Genomic DNA, 26,835 nt, shown 5'->3' with positions numbered 1-26,835 from the left:
GATGGTCAGGTCCTTGACCCCGCTCGCGACCAGCGCGTCGATCAGAAGCTCCGGAATGCCGCACAGGCCGAACCCGCCCGCCGCAATCGTCATCCCGTCGACCAGAAGCCCATCAAGAGCCTCCGACACCGAGCCGTAGATCTTTCTCATGAGGTCCGTCCTCCCTTTCCTCTGTCGCGGGCCGGCGGAATCCCCGCCCGGGCCCGATGATTGGCCACCGCGCGGCGCGAAACCGCGATGCCGCGCCCGGCCAGAACCGCGACGAGCGCGTCGTCGCCGAGTGGCGCCGCCGCCGGTTCGGCGGCGATGATCTCGGCCAGCAGGGCGCGCAGCGCCGGCGCCGGCACCCGCCCCTGCCCGCGCGAGCCGGTGCGCGCGAAGAAGGCCTCCATCGGCAGCATGCCGCGCGGCGTCTGCAGCAAGAGCCCGCTGCGCACCCGGCTGATCGTGCTGTCGTGATAGCCGAGCGCGCGCGCCACCTCGGCGCAGGTCAGCGGCACCAGCGCCGCCGGCCCCGCGTCCAGAAACGCCTGCTGGCGCGCGACGACATGGGCCGCCACCTCGAGCACCATGCGGTTGCGGCGCGAGAGCGTGCGCGCGATCCATTTCGCGGTGGCGAGCGCGCCGGGCGACGCGCCCTGATCGGTCACCGACACCGCCGGCAGCGCCTCGCGGTTCAGCGCGACCTGCCAGCCGTCGGCCGCGCGCGTGACGATCAGGTCGGGGGCGCGGCGCAGCTCGGGGGCATCGCCGAAATGCGCGCCGGGCTTCGGGTCGAGCCGGCGCAGCTGCGCGACAAGCGCGGCGAGATCCTCGGCGCCGACGCCGCAGCGTTCCTGTAATTTGCCTGCCTCGCCGCGCGCGAGCAGCGGCAGGTTCTCGAGCAGGCGCTGCATCGGCGCGCTCAGCGCCTCGCGCTCGGCGAGCTGCAGCGCCAGACATTCGGCGAGCGTGCGGGCGAACAGCCCGGCGGGCTCCATCTGCTGCAGCCGGGCGAGCACCGCCTCGGCCTCGGCCAGCGTGCAGCCCGCCCGCGCCGCCAGGCCTGCAAGCGGCGCGCCGAGCCAGCCGCTCGGTTCCAGCGCCTCGGCCAGCACGGCGGCAATCGCTGCCTCGCGCGGGGCGCGGACGAGCAGACCGATCTGGCGCGCTACATGGGCGTGCAGCCCGGGCGCGGCATTGGCCATCCGCTCGGCCTCGCCGCCATCGCCGCCCGCCTGCGGCCGCCAGCGCGGCGGCGCGCGGCCCGGGCGCGGCGCGTCGGGCTCGGGATCGGGCAGCGTGACCTGCAGGCAGGGGTTGTCGGCCGCCGCCGCGACCAGCGCCCCGCACAGCCCGGCACTGTCCATCTGCAGATATTCGAGCGCCTGCCGCATCGCCTGCGACATCTGCACCGACATCTTCTGCCCGAGCCCGAGGCCCGTCACTGCACGCATCTGCCCCTCCGCCACCGCGGGCCAGAGTAGCGCCCGACGACGGCCGGGCAAGCACCGGTCTCAGCCATGGCGGCGGGTCTCGCCCAGAAACCGCGGCTGGACGATGAAGGCGTCGGAGGCAAAGCCCTGCCGCGGGGTGAGCGGGACGCGCTCGGCCAGCCAGCTGCGGGTGGGCAGGCCCGGGGTGGTCGCGGCGCGGCGCAGCGCCTCGCGGTCGCCGGGCGTCGCGGCCAGGCGGGTGCGGATCGCGGCCTCGTCGGCGGGGGCGAGATCCTCGCCGATGAAGACGAGCCGGCCGCGCCGGTCGGAAAGCGCCCCGCCCCGCGGCCAGGCCGGCAGGCGCACCGGCAGGCAGGCGGTGCCGTCGACGCATTGCACCACCACCGGCACCTCGAGCCCGGGCACCGCCATCAGCCCCTTCACCCGCAGCAGCCGGCCGCTCCAGACCTCGAGGATCTGGCCGAGCGCAAGGGCAAAGCCGCGCCAGCCCGGCGTCTCGGCGAACTCGACGACGAAGCTGCGCACCCGCCCCGAATGCGACGACGCATGGCCCTTCCCCGGGCTGGGGAACGGCGCGGGCTGCGGCGCGCGCAGCGCGGTCACCGCGCCAAGCCAGTCGGTCGCGTCGGCGGGCACCGCCTCGGCGGCATAGAGCCCCGCGCCGAAGATCGCGGCGGGATCGGCCTCACCCTCGGTCAGCAGGATCTGCGGCGCACCGGGGTTCAGCGCCGCAAGTTCGCGGCGCACCGCGGCGGTCTCGACCTGCCCCGCCAGCGCCGATTTCGACAAAAGCAGCCGGTCAGCCAGACTGACCTGCACCCGCGCCTCGCGGTGACGCGGCAACTGCATCCGCGCGCGCTCGCAATCGACGACGGTCAGCACCCCGTCACAGCGGAACCGCGCCGAGACCAGCCGGTCCTCCATCAGCGCGCGCAGGACCGGCGCCGGATCGGCGAGCCCCGTCGTCTCGATCAGAACCCGCGTCACCGGCGCGATCTCGCGCCGCGACATGCGCTCGTGCAGGCGCATCAGCGCGCGCATCAGATCGCCCTGCACGGTGCAGCACAGACAGCCCGAATCAAGGATGACGAGGCTGTCGTCGATTCGCTCGACGAGGTGGTGGTCGATGCCGATCTCGCCCAGCTCGTTGATGAAAACCGCCGCGCCGGCCATCTCGGGCCGGGCCGTCAGCGCGTTCAGAAGCGTTGTCTTGCCGGCGCCGAGAAAGCCCGTGAGCACCGTCACCGGCACCCGTCCCACTGCTTTTGCCGCAACCGCGAAGGGCGCAGACCTGCCTTTGTCCATCCGTGTACCTCCCTCTCCCCGGTCATCAGGAAGCAGGTTTCTTGCCAGATGACCATGCGTCAACGATGACCGGGGCTTACCGCGGCCCGGACAGCTCTGGGCGGCGCGGATGCGACGGAATGCCGGACGGTGGTGGCGCGGCCGCCGTCCGGTTTCCGGACGGCACCCCAAGATCCCCCCGCCGCCCGCCCTGCCCCTGCCTGCCCGTCTTGCTGCAACGCAGCGGCAGGCACGCCTGGCCGGCACGCCCCGCGATCGGCCCGCCCCTGCAGGAACCCGCGCCGGAATCAAGAGAATTTCCCCTTTCGCACGGGAGAATGCTAAACTGGGCGCGAGGAGAGGAGACAGGCCCGGCACGGACGGGCGGCTGCTGCGGACGTCTCGGGGAGGAGACGGGAGCTGCAGGGCCCCGCCGGCTCATGTCTCCCAGGGAGGAGATTTCAACATGCCACAGACGAGCCTGCGTCAGCGGTTCTCGTATCCGGAGAACGATGGCCAGATCATGACCTCGTGGAACCGGTTCATGGAGGGGCAGGAACCGGGATCGGACGCATTGCGCCGGCTGATCGACGATTCCTGGCGGCGCTGTCACGGCGCGGTCGACCCCGGACGCCAGAGTGCCCCGCCCCCCGCCATGGGCGACGCGCTGCATGACCTGCTGGCCGACAGAGAAGACCTGATGCAGGCCGGCGCCCCGGTGATCGCCTCGGCCCGCGACTTCCTGTTCGAGACCGGCACGGTGATGGTGCTGACCGACTGCGCCGGCAAGGTGCTGAGCGTCGAGGGGGACAATGCCCTGCGCGACCCGAGCGAGGCGATTCACCTGATGCCCGGCGCCGACTGGAGCGAGGCTGCCTGTGGCACCAATGCGATCGGCACCACGCTGCAGATCGGCCAGCCGATCCAGATCCATGCCGCCGAGCATTACTGCTCGGGGATCAAGCACTGGTCGTGCTCGGCTGCGGTGATCCGCGAGCCGGTGAGCGGCGCCACGCTCGGCGCGATCGACATCTCGGGGCTGAACGAAAGCTACAGCCGGCACAGCCTCGCGCTCGCCATCGCCGCGGCCGGGCGGATCGAGAACCGCCTTGTCCAGCGCGAACTGAAGCTGCGCTATCAGCTCCTCGACCAGTGCCTCGAACGGCTGCACGGGCCGGAGCGCGACGGGCTGATCGTCTTCGACCGCTCGGGCCGGCCGATCAAGACGAACGAGCGGGCGGCGGCGCTGATGGCGGAACTGGCGAAGACCGGGGCGGAGGATGCGCAGTCGATCCGCAACCTGATGCTGCCCTGGAAGAAGGGCCGCGTCGCGCCCGAGAACATGCCGGGCTGGATCGACCACGACTGGATCGAGCCGGTGCTTCAGGACGGCGAGCGGCTCGGGGCGGTGCTGGTGCTGCCCGACCGCGCGGCAACGGTGCGGCGGGCGGGGCTGCGCCCCGTCGCGCACCGTCCGGGCGTCGATCCCTTCGACCGGCTGTCCGGTACGGCGCCGGCCTATCTCGAGGCGATCCGCCGCGCCCGGCTCTTGGCAAAAAGCCCCGCGCCCGTGCTGTTGCTGGGCGAGACCGGGGTCGGCAAGGACGCCTTCGCCCAAGCCCTGCACGAAGCGGGGGCGCAGGCCAAGGGCCCCTTCGTCGCGATCAACTGCGGCGGCTTCTCGCGCGAGCTGCTGACCTCGGAGCTCTTCGGCTATGCCGACGGCGCCTTCACCGGCGCGCGCCGCGGCGGCATGACCGGCAAGATCGAGGCGGCCGACGGCGGCACGCTCTTCCTCGACGAGATCGGCGAGATGCCGCTCGATCTGCAACCGCATCTGCTGCGCGTGCTGGAAACGGGCGAGGTCTACCGCATCGGCGAGAACCGGCCGCGCAAGGTGAAGCTGCGGCTGATCGCGGCCACCAACCGCGATCTGAAGACCGAGGCGGGCGAGGGCCGGTTCCGGCTCGACCTCTTCTACCGCATCGCCGTCACCTCGCTGAAGCTGCCGGCACTGCGCGAGCGGATGTCGGACCTGCCGGGCCTTGCCGACCATCTGGTGGCCCAGATCGCCGCGCGCTACGACAGCCCGGTGCCGGCGATCGCGCCGGAGGTGTTCGACGCGCTGGCCGGCCACGACTGGCCCGGCAACATCCGCGAGCTGCGCAATGTGCTTGAGGGGATGTTCCTGGAAAGTGAGGGCGCGACCCTGCGGCCCGAGGCACTGCCGCCCGAGCTGCAGCTCGCACCGCGGCGGATCGGCACCGCCGAGGCCCTGTCGCCGCTCGACCGGGCCGAACGCGACGCGATCGTCGCTGCGATCCGCCGCCATCAGGGCAACATGACCTCGGCCGCGCGCGATCTCGGCATCGCCAAGAGCACGCTTTATGTGCGGCTCGACAAGCTCGGACTGAAGGACCACATCGCGCAGCTGCGCGAGAGTTGAAACGGGAAACGGCACCCGGGATCCCGGGTGCCGTCCCTGCAGCGCGCCCTCTGGAGGAGGAATGGCAGGCGCCGCAAAGCGCGTGGGGCCCTCAGGCCGGAACCGTGCCGCGCAGCCGGGCGACGGCCTCGAGCACCGCCTCGGGCGCATGGGCGACCGGCACCTCGGCGAAAAGGAACTGCCCCGCCCCGGCCTCGGGCAGCGGTTCGCCGGCAAAGAGCGCCGCCGTCACGTCGCGCCCGGTCGCCGCCGGGTCGGTGCCGATCACCGCATCGAAGCCCCCCTGCCCCGGCGCCGCGCCGCGCCCGACCACCGCCCAGCGATAATGCCGCGCGGCGTTCAGGATCGGCGCATAGCGATCGGCCGGGCCGGGCTCGGCCCCCTCTTCCAGAAGCAGCCCGCCCACCGGCCGGCTGGCGACGCAGCGGACGAAGTCGGCCATGTACATCGCCGCATCCTCGACCGCATCGGCATCGACCTCGGCTTCGCGCCCGGCCGCGACCTGCGCCTCGGCCAGCCACGCGCCCGGCGCGGGCATCGCCAGAACCAGGGGCACCTGGCCCTGCAGATGGGCGCCGACCGCCACCGTCACCTCGTCGAGCAGCGCCCGTGGGCCCTCCTCCTCGAGCATCCGGCGCAGGGGATAGGGGGCGCGCTTCTTCGACCCCATCTCCGCCGCAAGCCCCGGGTGACGCGCCCGCCAGGAACGGAACATGTCGCCCACGTCGACCACCGCCACATCGCCGCGCAGCAGGCCGCGGGCCTGGGTGAACCACGACAGGTATTTCGCCGCGCCCTCGGCCCAGGGGTCGCCCGCCTCGCCCAGCAGAAGCCGCCGGGCATAGCCCGACGACTCCAGCCAGACCCGCAGCGCCTTCGTGCCCGACCCCTTGGGCAGATCTTCTGCGAGAGACTGGCTCATTGCTTCTCGTCTCCCGGCACGCCCGCCGCCGCCAGACGCGCCTCGAGCTCGGCGATGCGCACGTCCTTCGGGTGGACCATGTAGTTCGGCTTCGGCTCGTCGCCACGGCGGGTCTTGTCGGGCGAGCCCATGTAGAGCGTCTCGATATCGTCCCCCCAGCAGCCGAAATAGGGCAGATGCGCCGGCGGCTTGGGCTGGTTCCAGCCCTTGACGAACTCGGCATAGGGCACCGAGCGGGCGATGCGCGCCTTGCGCTCGTCGGCGCGCGCCTGTTCGGTCGCGTCGAAGTCGATCGCCAGCGTCGCCGGGTCGAACACCACCTTGTAGAGCCGCGCCGCCACCTCAGCCGACATCAGCCCCTCCTCGATGTCCTTCACCACGCCCACCGGGTCGCGTTCGAGCAGGTCGCCATAGCCCGCGCCGGCGCCCTGGCTGATCATGTAGAGCTCGCCCCGCTTCGAGATGTCGAAGCCCATGCCCATGTGATGGGTGGTGTAGCGCGCGCCCTCGAAGGGCTGCTCGTTCATGATCTCCTCGATCGAGTGGCGGAACTTCTCCGGCTCGTTCAGCATCACGTCATAGACGTCGACGCCCTGCACCTTCGACAGCGGATAGGTGCCGCAGGCATAGCCGCCGAAGAGGCCCTGGATCGGCGGGATCTTCGCTCCCTGCGCGGTGGTCATGAAGCCCCACTGCTCGCTGTCCTTCGTCGCCACCATCATCGTGTAGCCCTGGCCGCCGCGATACTTGCCCGGCGCGATGGCGTCGCGCGTCATCTTCTTCGAGACGAGCTGCAGGAACGGCACGTCTTCCTCGTTCACCTCCTGCTCGCCGATGTCGGCCATGGTGGCGAAGATCGGCGCCAGCGCATGTTCGCCATCGCGGTTCGAGGTCGCCCCCGCCCCCATGCCGTTCAGGTCGGCGCAGAGGTTGCCGAGCGTCTCGCCATGCTGGCTGACCCCACCCCAGATGAAGGTGTTGATCATGTTGAAGGCCGGTGCGTGGACCTTGGTGAACTTCTCCGGGCAGGAGTAGAGGAACTTCGCCACCGCGTGCTGGCCCGCGGTGAAGCCGGTGAAGATCGACATCAGCGACTGCGAGTTCGGCGCGTCATAGGAACAGTTCAGGATCGAGTGCGGATCGGTGATCACCTCGATCGGCGCCATCGCCGCCTGACCGCGCGGCAGGTCGGGCCAGATGTAGCACAGGAAGAGCTGCGACAGCATCCCCTTGAGCCCGCCGAGGATGGTGTTCGTGGCGCGGTTGGTGAACTCGGGGCTCGAGCCGCGGAAGTCGAAGGTCAGCTGGTCGCCCTTCTTCGTCAGCGTGCAGTTTACCTTGACCACGCAGTTCTCGCGCAGCGTCGAGTCCTGGATGATGTAGGTGCGCACCGACATGTCGGGCCATTCCGAGACCCGGCGCTTCACCTCGGCGCGCACGTCCTCCATGGTCAGGCGCAGGGTCGAGATCAGCGCGTCGGCGCCGTCGGTCTTCAGCGTCTCCTCGATGCGCTGCTTGATCCGCAGGCAGGCGAAGAGCTTCACCTTCATGTCCTCAAGCTGCAGCTTCGGCTCGCGCACCGAGTTCTGCAGGAAGGTCAGCAGGTCGCGCTTGATCTGATAGTTCTCGACCACCTTGAAGGGCGACATCTTCAGCCCCTCGTCGGAGGGGCTTTCCGCCATCGACGGCATGCCGCCCGGCTCGATCGCGCCGTTCTCGCCCTCGTGCACGGTCGAGGCAACCCAGCACACCAGCCGGCCCTCGTGGAAGATCGGCAGGATCATCGACTGGTCGGTGTTGTGCACGTTGCCATAGCGGCTGTCGTTGTGGATGAAGCCGTCGCCGTCGCGCACGCCCACGGTGGGCTCGTTCATCCAGTTCTTGACGATGAACTTGATCGGGTGGTGCACGACCGACGAGAACAGCAGCACGCCGCCCGCCGAGGCGATGGCGAGGTCGCCCGAGGCCGAATAGATGCCGGTGATGACATCGCCCCATTTCGCGCCGGGCGCCGCGCCCATCTGCTCGACCATCTCATAGCCCTCGTCGCAGCCGGCCTGCAGCCGGTCGCGGATCTTGGCGATGGTATGGGTGTCGGGGACATTGGCGATGGCGTGCTCCTCGTCGGCCGAGCGCTGCATCAGGTCGTGGTTTTGCATGATCTCGGGATCGGGACCGAGGAACAGCGTGGTGTCCTCGAGGAACTTCTTGATCAGCTTCATGTCTTCGGCAGAGGGCGCCGGCCCCCCGGTGGTCATGTCTTTCATGGGAACTCCTCCTGTTGGAATGGGCCCCGGCGCTCCTCTCGCCGGGGCACGCGTGTCAGTGCTTGGTGACCGGGGGCTCGTTGCGCAGGAACCAGGTCGCGCCCTGCTTTGCCGCGACCAGCGTCCAGCCCGGATTGACGAGGAAGGTCGTCACTTCCGAGGCGACGATCGCCGGCCCCTCGATCTCGACGCCGGGATCGAGGTCCTTGCGGGCCCAGACCGGGGTCTCGAAGGCCTGATCGAAGCCGACGAAATGGCAGGTGCGATGGCCGCTCGGAGCCGGGGGGGCCGAGCGTTCCGGCTTCGGCAGCGGCTTGATGTTCTGGAACTGCACCGTCTCGTGCTGGCGATAGCTCGACACGCGGATGGTGTTGATCCGGATCCCCGCCTCGGGCGCCTGGCTGCCCTCGCCGAAGCGCTTGCCATAGTCGGTCGAGAACTGGTTGATGACCTGCAGCACGTCGCTCGGGCTGTTCAGCTCGTGGATCGGGATCACCGCCGTGGTCTGCACCAGCTGGTTGCCATAGCGCATGTCCAGTTCCAGGTTGTGCTGGATCTGCTCGGCCGGCACGCCCTGGCGCAGCAGGTCCTGACGGCCGCGCTCCTTCAGCTCGGCCACGATGCCGTTGAACCGCTCGTAATCGCTGAAGATCCGCCGGGTGTTGCTGTCGTAAAGCACCATGTAGAGCGACTTCTCGTGGATGTGGAGCTGGTGCATGTTACCCGCCCCCACCGCCGAGAACACCGAGCTGAGCGGCGGCGCCAGGATCTTGTCGATCGCCAGGTTCTGCGCGATGCCGCAGCAATGCAGCGGCCCGTTGCCGCCATAGGCGAGCATGGTGAAGTCCTTCGGATCATAGCCGCGGGCACGCAGTTCGGTGAAAAGCCCGTTCGCCATGTTGGCGTCGACCTTCTCGCGGATCAGCTTGGCCGCCTCGATGACCGAGACATCGAGCTCGTCGCACAGCGCATCCTCGACCGCCGCCTTCGCCCGGCGCGGGTTGAGCGGGATCGAGCCGCCGGCATAGTTCTCGGCGTCGAGATAGCCGAGCAGGAGGTCGGCGTCGGTTACGGTGGGCTTCATCCCGCCGCGGTCGTAGCACGCCGGCCCCGGGTCCGAGCCCGCGCTTTCCGGTCCGCATTTCACCGTCTTGTACATCCGGTCATAGGCGGCGACCGAACCACCGCCCGCGCCCAGCGTCACCAGATGCACCATCGGCACCGAGACCAGCCAACGGTCGATGACCGGGTTGAAGTCATAGTGCTTGATGCCGCCCTCGACGACGATGCCGATGTCATAGGAGGTGCCGCCCATGTCGGTCGCCACGACGTTGCCAAGCTCGGCCTGCAGCGACAGGTGCTCGGAGGCGCCGATGCCCGAGACCGGGCCCGAGTGGATCGTCTGCAGCGCGTCGGTCGAGTTCAGCTGCGCCATGCCGCCCGAGTTGTGGATCACCAGCATCGGCTTTTCGTAATTGTGCACGCGCAGATTCTGCTCGAGCGCGGACAGCGCGTGATACATCGTCGAATGCAGATAGCCGTCGACAATCGCCGAGGTGGCGCGGACGTATTCGCCCTTCCGGCCCGCGACCTGATGCGACAGGATCACCGGGATCGCGCCCAGAAGATGCGAGGGATATTCCTCGAGAACGATCTCCTCGATGCGCTGCTCGTGGGCGGGGTTCACCACCGAGTTCACCAGCGCCACGACGATGATCTGCGCGCCGCGGTCGACAAGCTCGCGCAGCTGGCGGCGGACGTCTTCCTCGTCGAGGCCCATCACCAGCTTGCCCTCGAAGTCGAGACGCTCGCGGATGCCGCGGATCATGTGCGCCTCGACCAGCGGGTCGGGACGCTGGGCATTCGGCAGATCCTGCTTGCCCATGTCGTCCAGCCCCTCGCCATAGCCGCGCGCGCGGCTGAGCGGCACGGTGGCCTCATAGCCCGCGGTGACCAGCATGCCGATCTTCGGGCCCTTGTGCTCGATCAGCGCATTGGTGCCGAGCGTGGTGGCATAGCGCACCGAGTCCACCTGCTGCAGGATGTCCTCGAGTTCCAGATCGAGGACCTTGCAGGCCTTGCCCAGGGCCTCGTTGAAGCCCATCGCAAGGTTGTGGTGCGTGGTCAGTGCCTTGGTCTCGATATAGCGCCCACCCCAGACGACGAAGCAGTCGGTGAAGGTGCCGCCGATATCAACGGAAACGCGTTTCATGCTCTCTCCCTGTGCATTGGGTCCGGGGGCTGCCCTCCTCCGGCAGCCGGTCCCGGCAATGGTTGTGCCCCCCGCGCGCGCCGCGGAGGGCGGCGTCGGTCAGTGCGCGTGGCCGCGCCCGGGCACCACGGCGGGGCCGGCATCGGGCAGCATCGCCGGGCCGCGGCTCGCCCATTGCGCCTTCAGCGCGGGCACGTCGACCTGCATGTCCCACAGCGGCGGGTGGCCCGGGGTCGCGTATTCCGTCTCGATCTGGGTGCCGCATTTCGGGCAGCAGAATTCGAGGATGCGCACCCAGTCCGGGTCGGGGCAGAAGGTGTAGCGATATTTCGCCGGGTCGATCACCGGCGGATGGATCTCGCGCGGGTCGCGGTTGTGCACCAGCAGCCCTTCCTTGTAGTTGCCCGCGGCCGGCGCGATCACGTGATCGCAGACGCGGCACTCCCATTTCTCGGTCTCGAGGTCGATGCGCAGGTATTCGGTCATCGGCACTTTCATCGTCATGGCTTATTCCTCCCGGTCCAGAATGACGTCGCCCGCTTCGGAGACGGTGAGGGTCCACCCCGCCGGAATGAGCGCCGTGAAGTAATCCTCCTCGAGGATCGCGGGCCCCCGGGCCCAGTCGCCCGCGGCCATGCCGTTCAGCCGGTAGACCGGCAATTCGGTGCGGCCCTGCCCGGCAACCAGCACCTCGCGCATCGCCGCGGCCTCGGCCCGGGTCTTCCGGGTCACTGCGACGGAGCGGGTCTCGCCCTGACGCAGGCTCTTCGTGGCGACGAATTCAAGCTCGACCGCGCCCGCCTTCGCCAGATCGGCGGGGAAGCCCTCGCCCTCGGCCAGCTCGTGCACGACCTCGCCCTCGGTGGTGTCAGTCACCAGACGCGCCGCGACGGTATAGCTGCCCGCCTCGAACCCTTCGGCGAACATGTCGCGTGCGGCCTTCTGCGCCAGCGCCTCGCGCGCCGTGACAAGCGCCGCCGTGGTGTTCTCGGGCAGCGTCACCGCATAGCGCTGCGAGACATCGCAGGCGCCGATGCCATAGGCCGAGAACACCGCCGCCATCGCCGGCATCGCCACCCGCGTGATCCCCGCCTTCTCGGCAACCCCACAGGCCAGCAGCGGACCGGCGCCGCCGAAGGCCATCATCACCGTGTCGGGCGAGATCGTGGTGAAGCGGTGCAGCTCGTCCGCGACCTTCGCCTCGAAGGCGTCGGCCATCATCGTTACCGCGGTCTCGAGATCGACGCCCAGCGGCTCGGCGATATTGGTCCGGATCGCCGCCTCGGCGCGGCCGGCATCAAGCCCCATGCCGCCGCCGAAATAGGAGGCGGGGTCGAACAGACCGGCGAGAAGGCTGGCGTCGGTGATCGTCGCCTCCTTCCCGCCGCGGCCGAAGCACGCGGGACCGGGGAGGGCGCCCACACTGTCCGGGCCGATCACGATCTTGCCGTCCTTCACCTTGAACACCGAGCTGCCGCCGGCGCCGGCCGAGATGATCTCACACAGCGGGAAGGAGACCGAGATCCCCTCGACATGGCCGCGGCGGATCTCGGCGACCTTGCCCTCGGTGCACTGGCCGATGTCGGTGGTGGTGCCGCCGACGTCGATCGAGACCGCGTCGCGGAAGCCGTAAAGCGCGGAGAAGGCCTTCACCCCCTCCATGCCGCCACGCGGGCCCGAGGAATAGGTCTTGATCGCCACCGTCTTCGCCACGCGCGAGGCATCGCCGTCGTTGCGGAAGATCAAGAGCGGATTCTTCGTGCGGTATTCGCGCAGCCGGTTCTCGGCCTGGAACAGGAAGGCCTCCATCGACGGGTGCAGGAAGGAGTTGATCAGCGCCGACCAGGCACGGCGGTCGGGATTGCGGTCGACGGTGAGGTCCGAGGCATAGAGCACCGGCACCGCTCCCAGCAGGTGACGCGGATACTTGCGCAGCACGATCTGCTTCACCCGCTCCTCGGCCTTGAGGAAGCCCTCGCCGGTGAAGCAGATCACCAACCGGTTCGCGCCGGCGGCGGTGAGCTGGTTGATCGTGCGCACGATCTCGACCTCGGCCTCGGGCGTCTCGAGCGCATCGGTCTCGACGAAGCCCACCCGGTCACCGACGAGCGCGGCCCAGACCTCGGCGTCATGCGCGGCCAGCTGCGCGGGCAGATCCTCGGCGCCCGTCGCGAGAATCAGACCAAGCTTCGGCCCCTTGCGCTCGCAGATCGCGTTGGTGCCCTGCGTGGTCGAATAGCGGATCAGGTCGACTTCCTCGAGCAGCCGCTTCACGTCGGACGCGCCATAGACGACCTCAGAGGCCTTTTGCAGCCCCTCGAAGAAGCATTTCGACAGATCGTAGGGCGTGGTCAGGACCTTGGTCTTGGTCACGCCGTCATCCGACATGATGCAGACGTCGGTGAGAGTCCCGCCGTTATCAATGTTAATCTGAAATGCCATTGCGCATTTCTCCTCCCATACCTGTTGCGACGGCGCCTCCTGCGCGCCGGGGCCGCGGCAGATGCGGGAAAGGCTCCTCCCCTTCCACGCGCCGACGAACCTGTGAGGAAAGGAAGCAGGGTTGATGCCAAAGCGCCGGCATCACGGTGGGAAATTTGCAATCGACTGTCGGGAAAGGATTTATTCCGAAACCGGCGCATCTGGCGCGGCGTTTCCCGGACAGCTCCATCCGGGTTTCGGACACCGTCCGCCGGATCGTCGGACACCGGGCCCGCAGCGGGCCGGCCCGTGCGGCGGCAGACGGGATGGCGGCGCCCCGGCCCGGGACGCCGCGCTGATGTCAGAACGTCATCTGCATCGAGACATAGACCGTCCGCCCCGGCTCGTTCACCCGCGTCACCGTGGTGTCGAAGACGTTGCGCCGGCTCAGGTGCTGGGCATAGGTCTTGTCGAAGACGTTGTTGATTCCGCCGATCAGCCGGACATTCTCCTTCACCGCATAGCTGCCGAAGAGGTCGAGCGTCGCCCAGCCCGCGGTCTCGCCCGGGTCGATCTCGGCGTTGATCCGGTCCTGCCGCGTGGCCCAGTTCACCCGCGCCCCCGCGTTCCACAGCGCCTCGTCCCAGACCGCGCTGAGGCTGCCCTCGAGCGGCGGGATCTGCGCCAGCGGCGCATCGTCGCTGGTGTTCTGCCCGCGGGTATACGTGGCATCGCCCGCAAAGGTCAGCTTGCCCATCGAGTAGCTGCCCGAAACCTCGGCCCCCGACAGCGTCGCGCCGATGTTGCGATATTCGGTGCGGGTGCTGGTGCTGCCCATCATCGAGATCGTCACCGAGTCCTGCAAGATGAAGTCGTCGACCTTGTCGTAGAAGGCCGAGGCGTTCAGCGACCAGGTCTGCCGCGCGGTCTGGAAACCGATGTCGAGCTGGTTGTGCTTCTCGGGCGCGATGTCGGGGTTGCCGACCCAGGTCGGCGTGCCCATCGAACCACGCGCCATTGCGCGCTCGTTGGTATCGGCCGTGCGCACCGTCCGCGAAAGCCCGACGAAGGCCTTGGTGTCGGCGTCAAACGCATGTTCGAAGCGGATCAGCCCGCCGAGATTGTCCTCGGTCCGCGCCTTGTCATAGGTGGTGCCGTAGACCGCCGAGTAATAGTCGTTCGGCGTCACGCCACGCACAGCGACATCGGCCTTCGCGGCATCCGCGCGCACATGATCGAAACGCAGCCCCATCTTCAGCGTGTCGCGAGAGGTCAGCGCGGTCTCGGTCTGGGCGTAAAGCCCGGTCTGCGCGATCGTCACATCGGGCCAGGTCAGCGAGGATGGCGCATCGAAGTCGATCATCGCCGGCGTCATCGCCATGTAGCCCCAGGCAGTGCGGGCGTTCGACTGATAGTCGATACCGACGGTCGCCTTGGTGCGGCCGAACTCGAACTTGCCCTCGACCTTGCCGCCATGGGTGTCAGAGGTGGTGGGCGAGACCATCGCCATGCCGGTCGGCACGCGCAGCGAATAATTGTCCATCGTGTGATCGACGTTCGAGCGGTAGAGCGCCCCCTCGATCCGCTTCAGCGGCCCGAAATCGAGATCGACACCGCCGCGCAGGCGCAGGGTCTCGGTCTCGGACAGCGGGCTGTCCATGCCGGCGCCAGCAAATTCCACGTCCTCGGCACGGTCCTTCTCGATGTCGAGCGCAAGGTCGAGCCCGCCCTGCTTGTAACCAAGCGTGACGCCCGCGCCTTTCTGCGTATAGGCCGAGCGCACGTCATGGCCCGACCCGTCCGTGTAGTCGTCGGCGGTCTTGTACTCGCCCGAGGTCTCCAGATAGAGGCCGCGGCCCAGATCGAAGGACAGCCGCCCGGCAACCTCGCGCCCTGCCCCGTTCGAGGTGCCACCCAAGGTCAAATCGCCACTGACCCGCTTGCCTGCCTCAAAGCTCGGCGCATCGCGCTCGAGCCGGACCGTGCCGGCCGGCGCCCCCGGCCCGTTCGTCACGCTGGAATAGCCCTTTTCCACGACGATCCGGTCGGCGCGGTAGAAGGCCGCGATCGAGGACGGCGGGTCCATCCGGTTCGGACAGCCGCCATAGGTGAAGGACCCCGCGTCGATCACGTTGAGCTGGTTCTTCGACATGCCGCGCAAGATGATGTCGATGCCATGCCCGCCCATGCGAGAGCCGGAGATGCCCGGGATCGAGGACAGCAGCGCCCCCCCGTCAAGCGCCGGCGGCACCGACAGCGCGCCCGGGGCGACGGTGATCGTGGTGCCGTCCTGCGCGAGCGTCTTCGGCGCGACGACGATGGTGTCAAGCGCGAGCGGCGCGTCGGTCTTCGCCTCTTCGGCCATCGCGGCGGGAGCAAAGGCGGCGGGGGCGAGGCTGCCAAGCAGCAGCGCGGTCACGCCAAGGCGTGCCGGAAAGAAGATGTTCATGGGATTTCAGACCTTGTGGAAACGGAGCGGGAGGCCACGGCGGGGCCGCGGCATCGTCTTGCCCGGACGGACCGGGACGTTTCAGGTCAGGACGGGGGGCGCGCGGATCGCCCGGCTGTGGTCGCGCGGCGCACTTGCCGGCAGGCGCAGCACCGGCAGCGGCAAGGCCTCGCGGTGCACGCGAGCATGGAAGGCAAGCTCGGGCGCAAAGCTCTGGGGCGCGGCCAGACCAAGCACACAGAACGGGCATTTCGGGCCGGACTGCTCGCCGCCCGCGGCCGCATTGCGGGTCTTGCCGGTGGCGAGGTCGATGACGATCCGGCTCAGCCCAGTGCCGTCGCACAGCTCAAGCATCACCTCGTTCGCGCCGAGATCGGGCGCGGCCGCGGCCGGCAGATAGGCCGAACCGACCTGCAGGCTCAGGACCAGCGCAAGCAGCACGGCAAAGATGCCGCGGCAAGCCGACCCTATGCGCTGCACTGTTCTCATGACGCGCATCTCACCTGCGCTCACGAAAACGTCAAGCCCCGTGAGACTGCGGCATTCCGCCCGCTCAAGCCGACTGCATCGCGCCGCTGCCGGAAACGGCAGCGGCCTGACCGAGGCAGAAAACCACTCGGAGACAGCCCGAAACCTGCGCAGACAAACCGAACCGCGTCGAATGACTGTCCTGAATTTCTTCAGCCTTGATCGAAATGCGGCGTCCCGAGCTGCCGATCGGCCTCACCCCTCCTCCTTCACCACAATCAGCTGCGGCACGCCATCCGAGGTACAGCGATGCGAGCGCCAGTTTTCGTTGATCGTTGCCCGGATCTGCTGGCGCAGGTTCGAGAAGCTCTCGAACCGGACCACATCGACCGGCTGATCGAAGCGGATCTCGATCTGCCGGTGGGTGACCGGCCCCGACAGGCCGATGATCCTGCCGGTAAAGGGCTGGCCGAGATACCGGCCCCGGACCCGATCGCCAAGCGCCAGCTCGGCCGGCTCGTTGCGCAGCGCCAGCCGGGCATGGAGTGTGTTCCAGTCCTTGGCCCCATGCTGGCGGGCGATCAGCTCCAGCGCCTGTGCATGGCTGACGGCGCTGCCCTGCGCCTGAAGGGCGGCGCGCAGTGCCTTTGCCTGAGCTTTCGCCTCATCGATGGTCATGGTCATGCCGCATCCTCCATGCTGAAACCGGGTACCGGACGCAGGGTGGCGCGCCCGATCAGAAGCGCAAGCAGCAACATGGCTGCATCCGCCACCGGAAAGGCCAGCCAGATTCCCCGCACCCCGACCCCGGCAGAGAGGCCGAAGATCAGCGCGGGCATCAGCAGCCACGGCTTGACCAATGTCAGCACGGCCGTCCGCCGCGGCTGGCCGAGGGCCTGAAAATACATCGCCAGCACGAGGATCGGGCCGGAGATCGCGTAAAGTGCCAGCATCGGGCGGAGGATGAGCGCAACCGCCCCGATCACCCGCGGGTCACGGCTGAACCAGCCGCCGACCGCCTGCCCGGCGAAGATCCCCGTCAGCATCACGGCAAGGCACCACAGGAAAGCCGTCGCCATCGCCAGCCGCAGCGCCGCCATGGCCCGGTCCGCCCGTCCGGCGCCGGCATTGTTGCCCGCGATCCCTTGCAGGGCGAGCGCGATCGCCATCTGCGGCAGGAAGGCAAGGCCCAGAAGCCGCGTAACCCCTCCGTAGGCCGCGACGTCAAGGGCATACTCTGCCGCGTGGCGGTGCAATGCCAACATGACGAGGCTCGCGACCAGGGCGATGCCGAGGAAGCTGAGGCACAGGGGCAAGCCGAGGACGAGGACCGCCCCCCAAGCCGCGCCCCAGCTTTCGCGGCGCAGGACCTGGAGCGGCAGCAGACCCGTGCCGCGCGCTCGGATGCCAAGCGCCAGCACCAGACCAAGCGCCTGTGCCGTGACGGTGCCAAGGGCGGAGCCCGAAATCCCGAGATCGAGCACGACGATCCCAAGCCAGTTCGCCCCGATGTTGAACAGGTTCACGCACACAGAAAACGCCGCAATCAGCCCTGCGCGCCCCTCGTTTCGCAACGCGTCGATGTGCAGGCCAAGCAGCAGATAGATCGGCGCGCCGCAGATCAGGATCGTCAGATAGTCCCGCGCCATTCCGGCAACCCGCGCATTGCCGGCGGCCATGGCACCGGCCAGCATCGCTCCGAAACCGAACCAGAGCGCCACAAGCAGCGCCGAAACCGCCAGCGCCAGCCCATGCGCGCCGGCAAAGACCCGCCCAGCCCCGCGCCGGTCCCCGGCCCCCAGATACCGCGCCAGCAGGCTCGCCATGCCACCGCCGACCAGCGTTGCAAGCGCGGCCAGCAACATCGCCACCGGAAAGGCGAGGCTGACTGCCGCCAGTGCCTCCGCCCCGATGAAGCGGCCGACGAAAACGCCGTCGACCAGATTCAGTATCCCGCCCATCGACATAACCACGGCCATGGGCAGGGCGTTTGAGAGAAACAGCCGCCCGATGGGGGCCGTCAGAAACGGGTTATCGTGCGAGACGGCATGCCCAAAAGACATCGCTCACTCCTCTTCTGAGGCATTTCAGGATGGATGGGGGCCTGCATTGCCCACCGCGCGAAATGCTTCGAGGGTGAGATGTCGTCTTGTTCCGGGCTTCACCATGACTTGCGTCCGCAGGCGGCAGGTGCCCGGCACCTTGGCCCGCAGGTAGCGTATCGGCGCGGGGCGGTCAAGCGTGTGCCATGGCAACGCCCGTGGGCTCGGGGACTGCCGGGATTTCCGCCTGCGCCCCCGGAGCGCTCTGCGCGGAGCATGTGGGCGATGCTTCAAGCATCTCTCCTGGCCCCATGCGCATCCTGCCACTTCATTCGGGGTCTCAAGAGTCCAGCGGATCGTCGCGGGCAGCGCCGCGGCGGGTCTTCATTTGCGCGGCCCAAGGACGAAGGGCACCATCGTCAGGACGAGGTCGGAGGTTTCTCTGCTCCCTTCGCCTTGCCTCGGCGCTGGGCCCATTCCGAGATCAGGACCGTCGAGGATGCGCTGGCGCCTCTCGAGCTGTTCCCCGCCCCCCCGGGAAGCCGTCGAAAGGTGCCCTGTTCGACTTCCCGTCGGGGTGGACCAGCCAGATCTTGAGCGAGACCCTTTGTCGCGCCGATGCTGCCGAAGCGAAGAGCTTCGAGCTGGTCGACACCGGCTCGGCCGCAGGGCTCGATGGCTCGAGCGCCAGGGCCCATGAACGCAGGCAGGGCTGGTTCGGCTATTATTGGGCCCCGACAGCGATCCTTGGAAAATGCCCGGTGGCGCGGCTTGAGGTGAGGGGGCCAAACGACACGGTCGCGCGGGATGCCTGCATCTCGCACCCCGATTGCCCGGCACCGCCGTGCTGCGGCTGGCAGGCGCCGGATGCAGCGTTCCCGAGCTCTGCGCGATCAGCGGGCATGCCCCGAAATCAACCGAGGCGATCCTGGCGGAACACTACCTGAGCCGCGATTCGGCGCTGGCAATTTCGGCGGTGGAGAAGCTGATAAGCACGAAGCTGAAAAGCACAAGGAGAGACCGCATGTGGAGGGGTAGTAACTTCCGGACAGAGGGATAACCCCGACGATCTGCGGGCAAGGCATTGAGAACGCATCGAAAAGTGAACATCTAGGCGAAAAGTGCTTTCGGACGGGGCTGTAAGAGACGCGAGGAAACAGCCATGAGATGTAACACCGGGGCATCACGTTCCGATCATCCGATGAACATTCGCAGATCATCGACTATCACTAAGTAAACATTAGTGGAAATTGAGATGATGAAAGCCGAAGCGGCAACCATGAGATCGCTGATGGTCACTCATCATGGCTAGCATGGCCCATCGGAGGACACCCAAGGTCGGAAATCTTGTTCCGACCTTGGGTGTCTATTTCCTACCTTGCTAACAAACTATAAAATAACGATTTTTATCGCCTTATACGTCCGAGACGACACCTTCTAGGTCGGAAGTTCCGGAGACGTCAAAAACGGGACTTGATACCGTCGATGAGCGCCACTTTGACGCTATAGAAATGTCCGGTTGCACACCAGCAGCTCACCCCTTGCACCAGCGGCATCGTATACTTTTGGAAGTCCGTCAGTTCGGCGCTTTTTGCACGCCAACATCGGCGCAGATTTTCATTACAGTTTCAAACATCAGGTCACCTTCTCCAATGCTCGGAACGTCACCGTTTGGCATCAAAAACACACTGAACGGGATCTTTCCTGTATACCCACCATAACCGTTTTTGGAGTTAACGTTGCCACACACGGTGATCATGGCGGAATTGCCATCCGCCACAATGTCAGAGAACTTTGCACTGTCTGGGTCGCGAAGCTGGGATCGGATGGCATCTTCCATCCTTGCCGTTTCAGTCTCGGTCAAAGTTCTTGGGCCCGTTGTTTCGTCAGCACCGAAGCACGCACTGGATACGATGATCATCGAAAAGATGGTTGCAGAGCGAATGGTGAAAGTAAAATTCATCATGAATTCCATTGGTTATGGTGTCCTGCAGAAATAGACGACGCGGCCGACGACGCGCAGGTGACGCAGCTGCTCGGCGCGGAGCGACTCGGGCGGATACATCGAGTTGTCGCTGACGATCTCGATCGTGGCGTCGAGGCGGCGGCGCACCCGCTTGACGAGCAGGTCGTCATCGACGTTGAGCACGTAGATGCAGCCGTTCACCACATCGGTCTGGCTGCAGTCGACGACCAGGATCGAGCCGTCGGGAATGGTCGGCTGCATCGAATCGCCGCGTGCCCAGATGATCGAGCAGCGATCCGGGGTCGCGCCCAGATCGCGCAGGAACGGCCGCGCGAAGGCGACGACACCATCGGCCTGCTCGGTCGCCGGAACAGTCGCGCCTGGGCCCGCTGATGCCTGGATCTCGTTGTAGATCGGCAGGCGCACGAAGTCTGGTCGATTAAGATCGTTATTCGCGAGGTATTGCGCGTGGTCAGTCGCTGATCCTGGCATGAACATCTCGCCTTCACCGCTGATCAGCCAGTTCATGTCAACGCCATGCCGGTCGCGGTAAAGGCGGAGCACGTTGGCATCCGGCGTCCGCTCTCCGCGCTCATAGAATGCAATCGTACTCTTTGAGATTTCTAGCCCTTCAGCAAATGCAGCACGCTCCGGGTCGCCCAGTGCCTTACGGACATCGCGCAACCTCTTCGCGAGGGGTGTCTGTGGTTCAACCTCTGGTCTCGCCAATGATTTCAAAAAGACAACAATCGCACTTTACTAAAGTGCAAAGCTGACTTATCCCTTCCTTATGCCTCCGCCGAAGAGCGTTGGCTGTTGTCACGATCAGTTCTGAAAAAGGCCGATGCGCCAACATCGGCCCTCAACAGGAGACCACCCCATGGGAGCACCCTGGACCAAGCCCAGGATCAAGTGTGCCCTTGAGGAGCGCGGCATGACCCTGACCGGTCTTGCCGAACTCAAGGGCATCTATCCGAGCCAGATGCGCAGCGTCTGGACGCGCACCTCGCGCCCCGCCGAGAAGGCGCTTTCCGAGTTCCTCGGCGTGCCTGCGGCGGAGCTTTTCCCGGAACGTTACCCCCCGAGGAAGTCCCGCATCCTTTCTGCCGAGAACGAGGCCCTGATCGCAAGGGAAAAAGCGCGGCGTGCCGCTGACAACGAGGCCGCGGCATGAGCGGTTTTTCGTCCAACCATCTGCTGGTTCTTGACGGCAGCTCCGGGGCGTTCCGGCGCTCGGCCGGCGATCTTGGCGAGGTGATCGCGCTGCTTCATGGCGGTGTGCGTCCCGATCCCGAGACCCTGTCGCGCCTGTGCCTGAGCCTGCGCAGCGTTCAGGCCTTCCTGATCGAGGAAGCCGACGAGCAGGCCGGCCGCGAAGCCGTGTCGAAGGCCTTTTGCGAGGATGCGGCCCTGCGGGCTGCCGTTGCGGCGCTGGTTCGGCCGGTGCATGTCGCGATGCCGGTGACGGAGGTGTCCGATGCGTGACCGGGATGACGATTTCATCATCGGGCTGGCGGATGCGCTCGGCGCTGCGGCGCTGGCGGTCCTGTTCGTCGCGGGCCTCTGGATTGCCTGCGGCACCGGCCTGCCCGGCATGGAGGGGCTGTGATGACGCTGTCCCCCACCTTCACCCCGCCCGAGCGGATGGCGGAAATCCGGCGGCTGACGCGCTATGCTGAGGAAACCCGACTGGCCGCCGAGGACATTGACATTCGGATCGATACCGCTGGTATCAGCAGTCTGCTGGGAGATCACCTGCGCATGGCATCGTGCGATGCTTGGGCGCGGCGCGGAGAAGCGGTCGCGCAACTGCTCATCTATCTGAATAATGCCGAGGCAGACGGCTCGCTCGCCGAGTGCGAGCAGATGCTGCGGGTCAGCTATGGGGGGGCGGCGTGATGTGGCTTCCCAGCTTCAACAGCTCGCGCCAGAGGGCCGAGCATCGCGACCGCCTCGCCGCTGCCGTCAAGGTGGCCGCCAGGCTTGACGTGCTTTCGTCCAGCGAGCTGGTTCCGGCCTTCCTGGCGGCGACGCTTGGCGATGTGCGGATCAGCGGCGGTCGCTATGAGGCGCGCGCCTATGGGTTTCGCGCCACCTCGGTCCGGAACCGGACGCAGGCGGTGCGGAACTGGATCCTTGCGGTGACGGCCGAGGCCGCGCAGGCCCCGATCGGGGAGGTGGCGTGATGGGGGACCTTCATCCCACCACCCCGCGCCGCCTGTCGCGGGACGAGCGTCTGCAGATGGCGGCGGAGGTTGCGCAGAGCCTGAAACCCATCCGCCATTGCGCTGACCTCGTCCCCGAGTTCGAGCGGGCCTGCGACGTCGAGGTTGACGCCGTTTCCTACGGCTATCGCGCGCGGGCCTTCGGCTTCACCGCGACGGCGACCTGCAGCCGCCAACAGGCCGTGTGCAACTGGATCGTCCAGGTGCTGACGAAGGCGAAAGGCGGTGTCCGGTGATGCAGCTACAGACCGAGGCGCTGGCCGACCTGATCGTGGCGCATCTGCGCCTTCTCGATCAGGCGACGCGCATCGCTGAGGAGGCCAGCCGCGGTGCTGCCCCCGAGACCGTCGATGTCGGCCAGAGGCTGATGGCGGCGGTGGGGGACGCCAAGGGGACCATGAAGGTGAGGGGCCGAAATTGAGCACCGCATCCCCCTGCTATCTTTCCAGCGACATGGTCGTCGAGACGCTTTCCGATCGGCACCATGCTCGGCGAGATCGCCTTCTTTCATGGCTTGCTGTCTCTCTGCAAGATGGCGACCCACTCCCGCAGGACGGTGGCGGCGTGGGGGTTTTGGTGGCTTTCTGCGAGGCCGGAAATCAGCATCACGATCCCGTCGATATGCCGCTTCAGGGCATCCTCGCTCATGATGATGCTCGAATGCAGGACAATGGACAGGGCGTCGCAGCGCCCCTCCAGCTTGGCGATGCGATCGAGGAGCTCACTGATTTCCAGGGGGCGGTCATTCATCATCCTGATTCCTCCTAATTTGACGAGACGTTGAGCACTGTCAGGCAGTTCGTCCTTCCCGGCACTGCAAAGATCGAACAACGAAATAGCCCGGGATCACGCCCGGATAAAATCCAGAAACTACAGGCATCCCCATGACCGAACTTTCGATGGAAAAAATCGCGCTCATCATCGCGAAAAAGGCAAGGCTTTTGGCCCTGGAGGCGGAAAGCCTCTATGTGGTTTCGAGTGACCCCGGCGTCGCCCGGGAAGCCCTGGAGCGGATCAACGAGAGCGAACAAGGCCTCACCTTCTGGATCGATCAGCTCAAGAAGGTGGCTGAGAAGTGATGGGCGACCTGATCCATATCCCGCTCGCCTCGATCGAGGTCGGCGAGGATCGCGCCCGCGATCTCGATCCCGGACATGCCGAGGCACTGGCAGACAGCATCCGAATGCAGGGGCTGCTTTGCCCTGTTCTGGTCCGCGCCGTTGCCGAAGATCGCTTCCGCCTTGTCGATGGGCGTCACCGCTATGAGGCGTTCAAACTTCTTGGCCGGGACGTGATCCCGGTGGTGATGTCTGACAAGACATCGGACGACGAAGCCATGCTGGATCAGGTGATGGCAAACCTTGCGCGCCGCATGGTTGCGCTGGATTTCTGCCGTCACCTTGCCATGCTGAAGGAGGCTTGGCTGCGGCTGCACCCCGAGGCCACGAATGGTGGCAACAAGAATGTCGCGAAGGGAAAATCCAGAATCCAGAATTCGGACTCTGGTGACGACCCAGACACTACCCCCGCCTTCTCTGATGCGATGGCATCGAAGTTTGGCCTCGGACGATCTGCCGTGTTTGAGGCCGTTGCGATCTGGACCAAGCTTTCGCCTGCCTCGCGTGAGGCGCTCCATGGCACGAAGCTGGCCGAGAAGAAGACCGAGCTGAAGGCGCTGTCCGAGCAGAAGCCGGCGATGCAGGCGAAGATCCTCGAGCTGATCGAGGACAAGGATCATCCGGACGTCCAGAACGTGGCCGGGGCGCTGGCGTTTCTGGAGCGTGGAGCCGAGGTCAGCGCAGCCGAGCGGCAGTTTCGCGCGATCAACACGGCCTTCGCACGCCTGGCCGATGATGCTCTCGACATGGTCGTGCAGAACAACGCCGACCGGATGATTGCCTCTCTCAAACGGCTGGGGCGCATCTGATGTCCCGCTACCGTGACCCTTTGACGAAGGACCTGTTCAGCTGGCAGCCACCGAAGGTGGGTGTGGGCTACAGCGACGACGTCATCGGGCGCGGGCGCCTTGACAACCGGATTGCGCGGCTGATTGCGCAGGCACTGCGCGATGCGCGTGACGATGGCCTGAGCCGCGCGGATGTCGCGCGCCGGATGACGGGGTTTCTGGGCCGGACGATCAGCGAGGCCATGCTGAACAAGTGGTCTTCCGAGGGATCGGAGGATCACAGGATCCCGCTCGATGCGTTCATCGGGCTCGTCCATGCGACCGAGGTCCGGGATCTGCTCGGGTTCGTTCCGGGCGAGTTCGGCCTGACGGTGATCGAGAGCGAATATGCGGAGCTGATCGAAGAGCGGCTGCTCGACGATCACATCGAAGAATTGCAGGCACGCAAACAGGCCCTGGCCGCACGCAGGAAAATCCGGCGATGAACGATCTTTCCCTTCCCATTCAGGAATTCTTCACCGCGCGCGAGCTGGCCGAAATGGCCGCCCGGTGGGGGTACAAGAAACTGCCGCACACCGAGCGAGGCGTCAGGGCGCGCGCCAAGCGCGATGGCTGGGCCGAGCAGCCGTCGCTATGTCGCAAGCGCGACGGGATGACCGGCGGCGGCGGCCTTGAATACCACATCTCGTTGCTGCCCGACATGCAGGGGATGCTGCTGAAGGAGCGGATGCTGCGGACCAGCACCCGCGAGCGGAATGCCATTGCGGTGCGGTCAGAAACCGTGCCGGCAGTTCCGGCAACGCTGGGCCGCCGCGCCAGGACCACGGCAGAAGCGCGCTCGGAGATCATGGTCGCCATCATCGGCTATGCTGCCCGGCGCGGGAAGAAGGTCAGCGGGGCGCTGGCGGATTTCCTGGTGGCACAGGACGGGCACAGGACCTGGCGCAATGCCTGCGCAGCGCGCGATCGCGGGGACTATCTCGACGCGGCTGCGATGCGTGCGATCCAGCTCGGGTCGCCGATGACCCGCCCCTTCGACCCCAAAGCCCCCTATGGGTTCGGTGTGTCGGAGGAGGTTCTGGCTCTGGCAAACAATCGGCCCCGCGCCGGTGATTTCACCTCGGTCGGGCGCTCGGCCCTCTATGCGTGGATGAAGGCGCATCGGGAGCATGGATTTTCCGGTCTGGCCCCGGCGACCACGAAATCGGCAGAGCCGATCCCGGACGACTTCTGGCGGTTCATGCGGCTGTTCGCGCAGCCGGCGAAGCCGTCGATCCAGAGGATCCATCGCAAATACCTCGAACAGACGCCGCCCGGGATGGCCGCCCTGACCATCGACCAGGTCAAATACACCCTTCGCGAAAAGCTCGATCACGTTGAGCGGGCCAAGGGCCGCGAGGGTCCGCTGACCATGCGCTCGCGCCTTGCCTATGTGTCGCGCGACACCTCGGACCTGCTGCCCACCACGATCTATGTGGCCGATGGTCACACATTCGATGCCGAGGTTGCAGACCCGAATTCCTACAGGGCAATGCGGCCGGAAATCACGTCGATCATGGATGTCGCGACGCGGCGCCTCGTCGGCTGGGCGATCTCGCGCAAGGAAAACGTCATCGCCGTGACCGAGGCCTTGCGCAATGCCTGCGCGGAGAACGGGATTTGCGCCGTGTTCTACGTAGACCGCGGGGCGGGCTACAAGAACAAGACGTATGACGACGAGGGCAATGGGCTGATGGCCCGGCTCGGCATCGACAAGATGCATGCGCTTCCCTACGGGTCACAGGCGAAGGGCAATATCGAACGGTCACACCAGACCATCTGGATCACCCTTGCCAAGGAATTTCCCACCTATCTGGGCGATGGGATGGACAAGGAGGCCCGTCAAAAGGCTTTCCGCCAGAGCCGGCGGGAGATTGCAGAGGTCGGCGCTTCGTCCCTGCTGATGCCCTGGGAGGCCTTCCGCGAGGCCGTGGCGCGCCGCGCCGAGGACTACAACAACGAGCCCCACAGCTCCCTGCCGCGGATCATCGATCCGGTGACGGGGCGGCGCCGGTTCATGACACCGAACGAGGCCTGGGCGCAGCATGTCGCAGACGGCTTCGAGCCTGTCCTTGTCGATCCGGAGATGATGGACGATCTCTTCCGGCCCTACGTCGAGCGCACCGTGTCGCGGTGCCTCGTTCAGTGGAACACGAACGAGTATTTCAGCCTCGACCTCAACCCGTACCATGAGAAGCGGGTGTTTGTGGGCTATGACGATGCCCAGGCTGACCGGGTCTGGGTGCGTGAGATCGATCGCGAGACCGGTGAGCCCGGGAAACTGATCACCGTGGCCGTCTATGGCGGGAACAAGGTCAGCTACATGCCGCGGACCCGTATCGCCGCCGCAGAAGACAAACGCCAGAAAGGCGCGCTCAAGCGCCTCGAGGCGAAGGTTCGCGATGTCGAAGCCGAGCGCACTGCGCCGATGCTTGAGCACCATCCCATGCAGACGACTGCCGAGATTCTTGATGTGCGGCCCGCCGCCACGGTCGCAGCGATGCCTGCCACCGAGCGCGTCGACACGATCGCTGATGGAGCACCGCGGCGCCGGACCTTCAGATCCGACGAGGAACTCGCAGCCTGGGCGCTGCAGCACCCGGACCAGCTCAGCGCCAATCAGATCAAGGTGCTGCGGAGCTGCATAAGCAGCCCAGCAGCCCGCGACCTTTTCAGAATGTCAGGCATCGACGTGGAGGCGCTTCGAACCCTCCTCCGCGCCGTTGCCTGACCAACCAGAAACTTTCCGAGA

Annotated in this window: 28 protein-coding genes; 13 read left to right on the top strand and 15 right to left on the bottom strand. The window is 66.7% G+C overall.

Features of this window, described 5'->3' with window-relative positions; all coding sequences use genetic code 11:
* The 3 genes from EOW65_RS06780 to EOW65_RS06770 all read right to left on the bottom strand — a co-directional run.
* A partial coding sequence (locus EOW65_RS06780) for a CoA-transferase (protein WP_276319595.1) occupies positions 1-150 on the bottom strand: 150 nt, incomplete at its 3' end.
* Positions 147-1,436: an RNA polymerase factor sigma-54 gene (locus EOW65_RS06775; protein ID WP_128148206.1), complete on the bottom strand. Its 1,290-nt coding sequence runs from the start codon at positions 1,434-1,436 to the stop codon at positions 147-149. The genes EOW65_RS06780 and EOW65_RS06775, both read right to left, overlap by 4 nt.
* 60 nt (positions 1,437-1,496) lie before the next feature.
* Positions 1,497-2,741 (bottom strand): CobW family GTP-binding protein, encoded by a 1,245-nt coding sequence (locus tag EOW65_RS06770; protein ID WP_128148205.1) that lies wholly within the window; start codon positions 2,739-2,741, stop codon positions 1,497-1,499.
* A gap of 445 nt (positions 2,742-3,186) precedes the next feature.
* On the opposite strand from EOW65_RS06770, the gene EOW65_RS06765 reads away from it, so the two are divergent.
* Positions 3,187-5,166 carry a sigma-54-dependent Fis family transcriptional regulator gene (locus EOW65_RS06765; protein ID WP_128148204.1) on the top strand — a complete coding sequence of 660 codons (1,980 nt, stop codon included), beginning with the start codon at positions 3,187-3,189 and terminating at the stop codon, positions 5,164-5,166.
* A 91-nt stretch (positions 5,167-5,257) separates the two neighbouring features.
* On the opposite strand, the gene EOW65_RS06760 is transcribed toward EOW65_RS06765, so the two are convergent.
* From EOW65_RS06760 to EOW65_RS06720, 9 genes are all read right to left on the bottom strand, one after another.
* Positions 5,258-6,088 (bottom strand): hypothetical protein, encoded by an 831-nt coding sequence (locus tag EOW65_RS06760; RefSeq protein WP_128148203.1) that lies wholly within the window; start codon positions 6,086-6,088, stop codon positions 5,258-5,260.
* On the bottom strand, positions 6,085-8,355 hold the full coding sequence (locus tag EOW65_RS06755; RefSeq protein WP_128148202.1) for a hydantoinase B/oxoprolinase family protein: 2,271 nt from the start codon (positions 8,353-8,355) through the stop codon (positions 6,085-6,087). The genes EOW65_RS06760 and EOW65_RS06755 overlap by 4 nt, the downstream gene beginning before the upstream one ends.
* Positions 8,356-8,410: 55 nt before the next feature.
* A complete protein-coding gene (locus EOW65_RS06750; protein WP_128148201.1) occupies positions 8,411-10,567 on the bottom strand; it encodes a hydantoinase/oxoprolinase family protein in 2,157 nt (718 codons plus the stop codon).
* Positions 10,568-10,666: 99 nt separating this feature from the next.
* On the bottom strand, positions 10,667-11,071 hold the full coding sequence (locus EOW65_RS06745; RefSeq protein ID WP_240664546.1) for an acetone carboxylase subunit gamma: 405 nt from the start codon (positions 11,069-11,071) through the stop codon (positions 10,667-10,669).
* A gap of 3 nt (positions 11,072-11,074) precedes the next feature.
* Positions 11,075-13,009 carry a hydantoinase/oxoprolinase family protein gene (locus EOW65_RS06740; RefSeq protein WP_128148200.1) on the bottom strand — a complete coding sequence of 645 codons (1,935 nt, stop codon included), beginning with the start codon at positions 13,007-13,009 and terminating at the stop codon, positions 11,075-11,077.
* A 340-nt stretch (positions 13,010-13,349) separates the two neighbouring features.
* Positions 13,350-15,437 carry a TonB-dependent receptor domain-containing protein gene (locus EOW65_RS06735; RefSeq protein WP_128148199.1) on the bottom strand — a complete coding sequence of 696 codons (2,088 nt, stop codon included), beginning with the start codon at positions 15,435-15,437 and terminating at the stop codon, positions 13,350-13,352.
* A gap of 81 nt (positions 15,438-15,518) precedes the next feature.
* Positions 15,519-15,926, bottom strand: a complete 408-nt coding sequence (locus EOW65_RS06730; protein WP_128148198.1) for a DUF2946 family protein — start codon at positions 15,924-15,926, stop codon at positions 15,519-15,521.
* Between the two features lie 234 nt (positions 15,927-16,160).
* Positions 16,161-16,589: a glyoxalase superfamily protein gene (locus tag EOW65_RS06725; RefSeq protein WP_206364023.1), complete on the bottom strand. Its 429-nt coding sequence runs from the start codon at positions 16,587-16,589 to the stop codon at positions 16,161-16,163.
* Positions 16,586-17,884 carry an MATE family efflux transporter gene (locus tag EOW65_RS06720; protein ID WP_128148197.1) on the bottom strand — a complete coding sequence of 433 codons (1,299 nt, stop codon included), beginning with the start codon at positions 17,882-17,884 and terminating at the stop codon, positions 16,586-16,588. The genes EOW65_RS06725 and EOW65_RS06720 overlap by 4 nt, the downstream gene beginning before the upstream one ends.
* A 269-nt stretch (positions 17,885-18,153) precedes the next feature.
* Between EOW65_RS06720 and EOW65_RS20425 the strand changes: the two genes are divergently transcribed.
* A complete protein-coding gene (locus EOW65_RS20425; RefSeq protein WP_206364022.1) occupies positions 18,154-18,894 on the top strand; it encodes a glycine betaine ABC transporter substrate-binding protein in 741 nt (246 codons plus the stop codon).
* A 629-nt stretch (positions 18,895-19,523) separates the two neighbouring features.
* Here the strand turns inward: EOW65_RS20425 and EOW65_RS06710 are convergent.
* Entirely contained in the window at positions 19,524-19,922 is a 399-nt protein-coding gene (locus EOW65_RS06710) for a hypothetical protein (RefSeq protein WP_128148196.1), read from the bottom strand.
* 3 nt (positions 19,923-19,925) lie between these two features.
* Positions 19,926-20,597, bottom strand: a complete 672-nt coding sequence (locus tag EOW65_RS06705) for an XRE family transcriptional regulator (protein ID WP_240664545.1) — start codon at positions 20,595-20,597, stop codon at positions 19,926-19,928.
* Positions 20,598-20,757: 160 nt separating this feature from the next.
* Here EOW65_RS06705 and EOW65_RS06700 point away from each other — a divergent pair, with 160 nt between their 5' ends.
* From EOW65_RS06700 to EOW65_RS06675, 7 genes are read left to right on the top strand one after another with little or no spacing between them, the layout of a single operon-like run.
* A complete protein-coding gene (locus EOW65_RS06700) occupies positions 20,758-21,087 on the top strand; it encodes a helix-turn-helix domain-containing protein (RefSeq protein WP_369407171.1) in 330 nt (109 codons plus the stop codon).
* Positions 21,084-21,398, top strand: a complete 315-nt coding sequence (locus tag EOW65_RS06695; protein ID WP_128148193.1) for a hypothetical protein — start codon at positions 21,084-21,086, stop codon at positions 21,396-21,398. The genes EOW65_RS06700 and EOW65_RS06695 overlap by 4 nt, the downstream gene beginning before the upstream one ends.
* Positions 21,391-21,522 (top strand): hypothetical protein, encoded by a 132-nt coding sequence (locus tag EOW65_RS20365; RefSeq protein ID WP_276319594.1) that lies wholly within the window; start codon positions 21,391-21,393, stop codon positions 21,520-21,522. Before EOW65_RS06695 ends, EOW65_RS20365 begins: the two co-directional genes overlap by 8 nt.
* A complete protein-coding gene (locus tag EOW65_RS06690; protein WP_128148192.1) occupies positions 21,522-21,812 on the top strand; it encodes a hypothetical protein in 291 nt (96 codons plus the stop codon). The genes EOW65_RS20365 and EOW65_RS06690 overlap by 1 nt, the downstream gene beginning before the upstream one ends.
* On the top strand, positions 21,812-22,099 hold the full coding sequence (locus EOW65_RS06685; protein WP_128148191.1) for a hypothetical protein: 288 nt from the start codon (positions 21,812-21,814) through the stop codon (positions 22,097-22,099). Before EOW65_RS06690 ends, EOW65_RS06685 begins: the two co-directional genes overlap by 1 nt.
* Positions 22,099-22,374 (top strand): hypothetical protein, encoded by a 276-nt coding sequence (locus EOW65_RS06680; protein ID WP_128148190.1) that lies wholly within the window; start codon positions 22,099-22,101, stop codon positions 22,372-22,374. Before EOW65_RS06685 ends, EOW65_RS06680 begins: the two co-directional genes overlap by 1 nt.
* The gene (locus EOW65_RS06675) at positions 22,371-22,559 is read left to right on the top strand and encodes a hypothetical protein (protein WP_128148189.1); all 189 of its coding nucleotides are present in this window, start codon (positions 22,371-22,373) and stop codon (positions 22,557-22,559) included. The genes EOW65_RS06680 and EOW65_RS06675 overlap by 4 nt, the downstream gene beginning before the upstream one ends.
* A gap of 86 nt (positions 22,560-22,645) precedes the next feature.
* On the opposite strand, the gene EOW65_RS06670 is transcribed toward EOW65_RS06675, so the two are convergent.
* The gene (locus EOW65_RS06670) at positions 22,646-22,891 is read right to left on the bottom strand and encodes a hypothetical protein (RefSeq protein WP_128148188.1); all 246 of its coding nucleotides are present in this window, start codon (positions 22,889-22,891) and stop codon (positions 22,646-22,648) included.
* A gap of 131 nt (positions 22,892-23,022) precedes the next feature.
* Here EOW65_RS06670 and EOW65_RS06665 point away from each other — a divergent pair, with 131 nt between their 5' ends.
* The 4 genes from EOW65_RS06665 to EOW65_RS06650 are packed head-to-tail and all read left to right on the top strand — an operon-like array spanning position 23,023 to position 26,814.
* Positions 23,023-23,217 (top strand): hypothetical protein, encoded by a 195-nt coding sequence (locus EOW65_RS06665; RefSeq protein WP_128148187.1) that lies wholly within the window; start codon positions 23,023-23,025, stop codon positions 23,215-23,217.
* Positions 23,217-24,065, top strand: a complete 849-nt coding sequence (locus EOW65_RS06660; RefSeq protein WP_128148186.1) for a ParB/RepB/Spo0J family partition protein — start codon at positions 23,217-23,219, stop codon at positions 24,063-24,065. The genes EOW65_RS06665 and EOW65_RS06660 overlap by 1 nt, the downstream gene beginning before the upstream one ends.
* Positions 24,065-24,529: a hypothetical protein gene (locus EOW65_RS06655; RefSeq protein ID WP_240664541.1), complete on the top strand. Its 465-nt coding sequence runs from the start codon at positions 24,065-24,067 to the stop codon at positions 24,527-24,529. Before EOW65_RS06660 ends, EOW65_RS06655 begins: the two co-directional genes overlap by 1 nt.
* Positions 24,526-26,814, top strand: coding sequence for a Mu transposase C-terminal domain-containing protein (locus EOW65_RS06650; protein ID WP_128148184.1), 2,289 nt, complete (start codon positions 24,526-24,528; stop codon positions 26,812-26,814). The genes EOW65_RS06655 and EOW65_RS06650 overlap by 4 nt, the downstream gene beginning before the upstream one ends.
* Positions 26,815-26,835 lie beyond the last annotated feature (21 nt).

The organism is Paenirhodobacter ferrireducens, assembly GCF_004022265.1.
Lineage (GTDB): Bacteria > Pseudomonadota > Alphaproteobacteria > Rhodobacterales > Rhodobacteraceae > Rhodobacter > Rhodobacter ferrireducens.
Note: the sequence above shows the minus strand (reverse complement) of the source record. Positions and strands in the feature narration are given on the sequence as shown.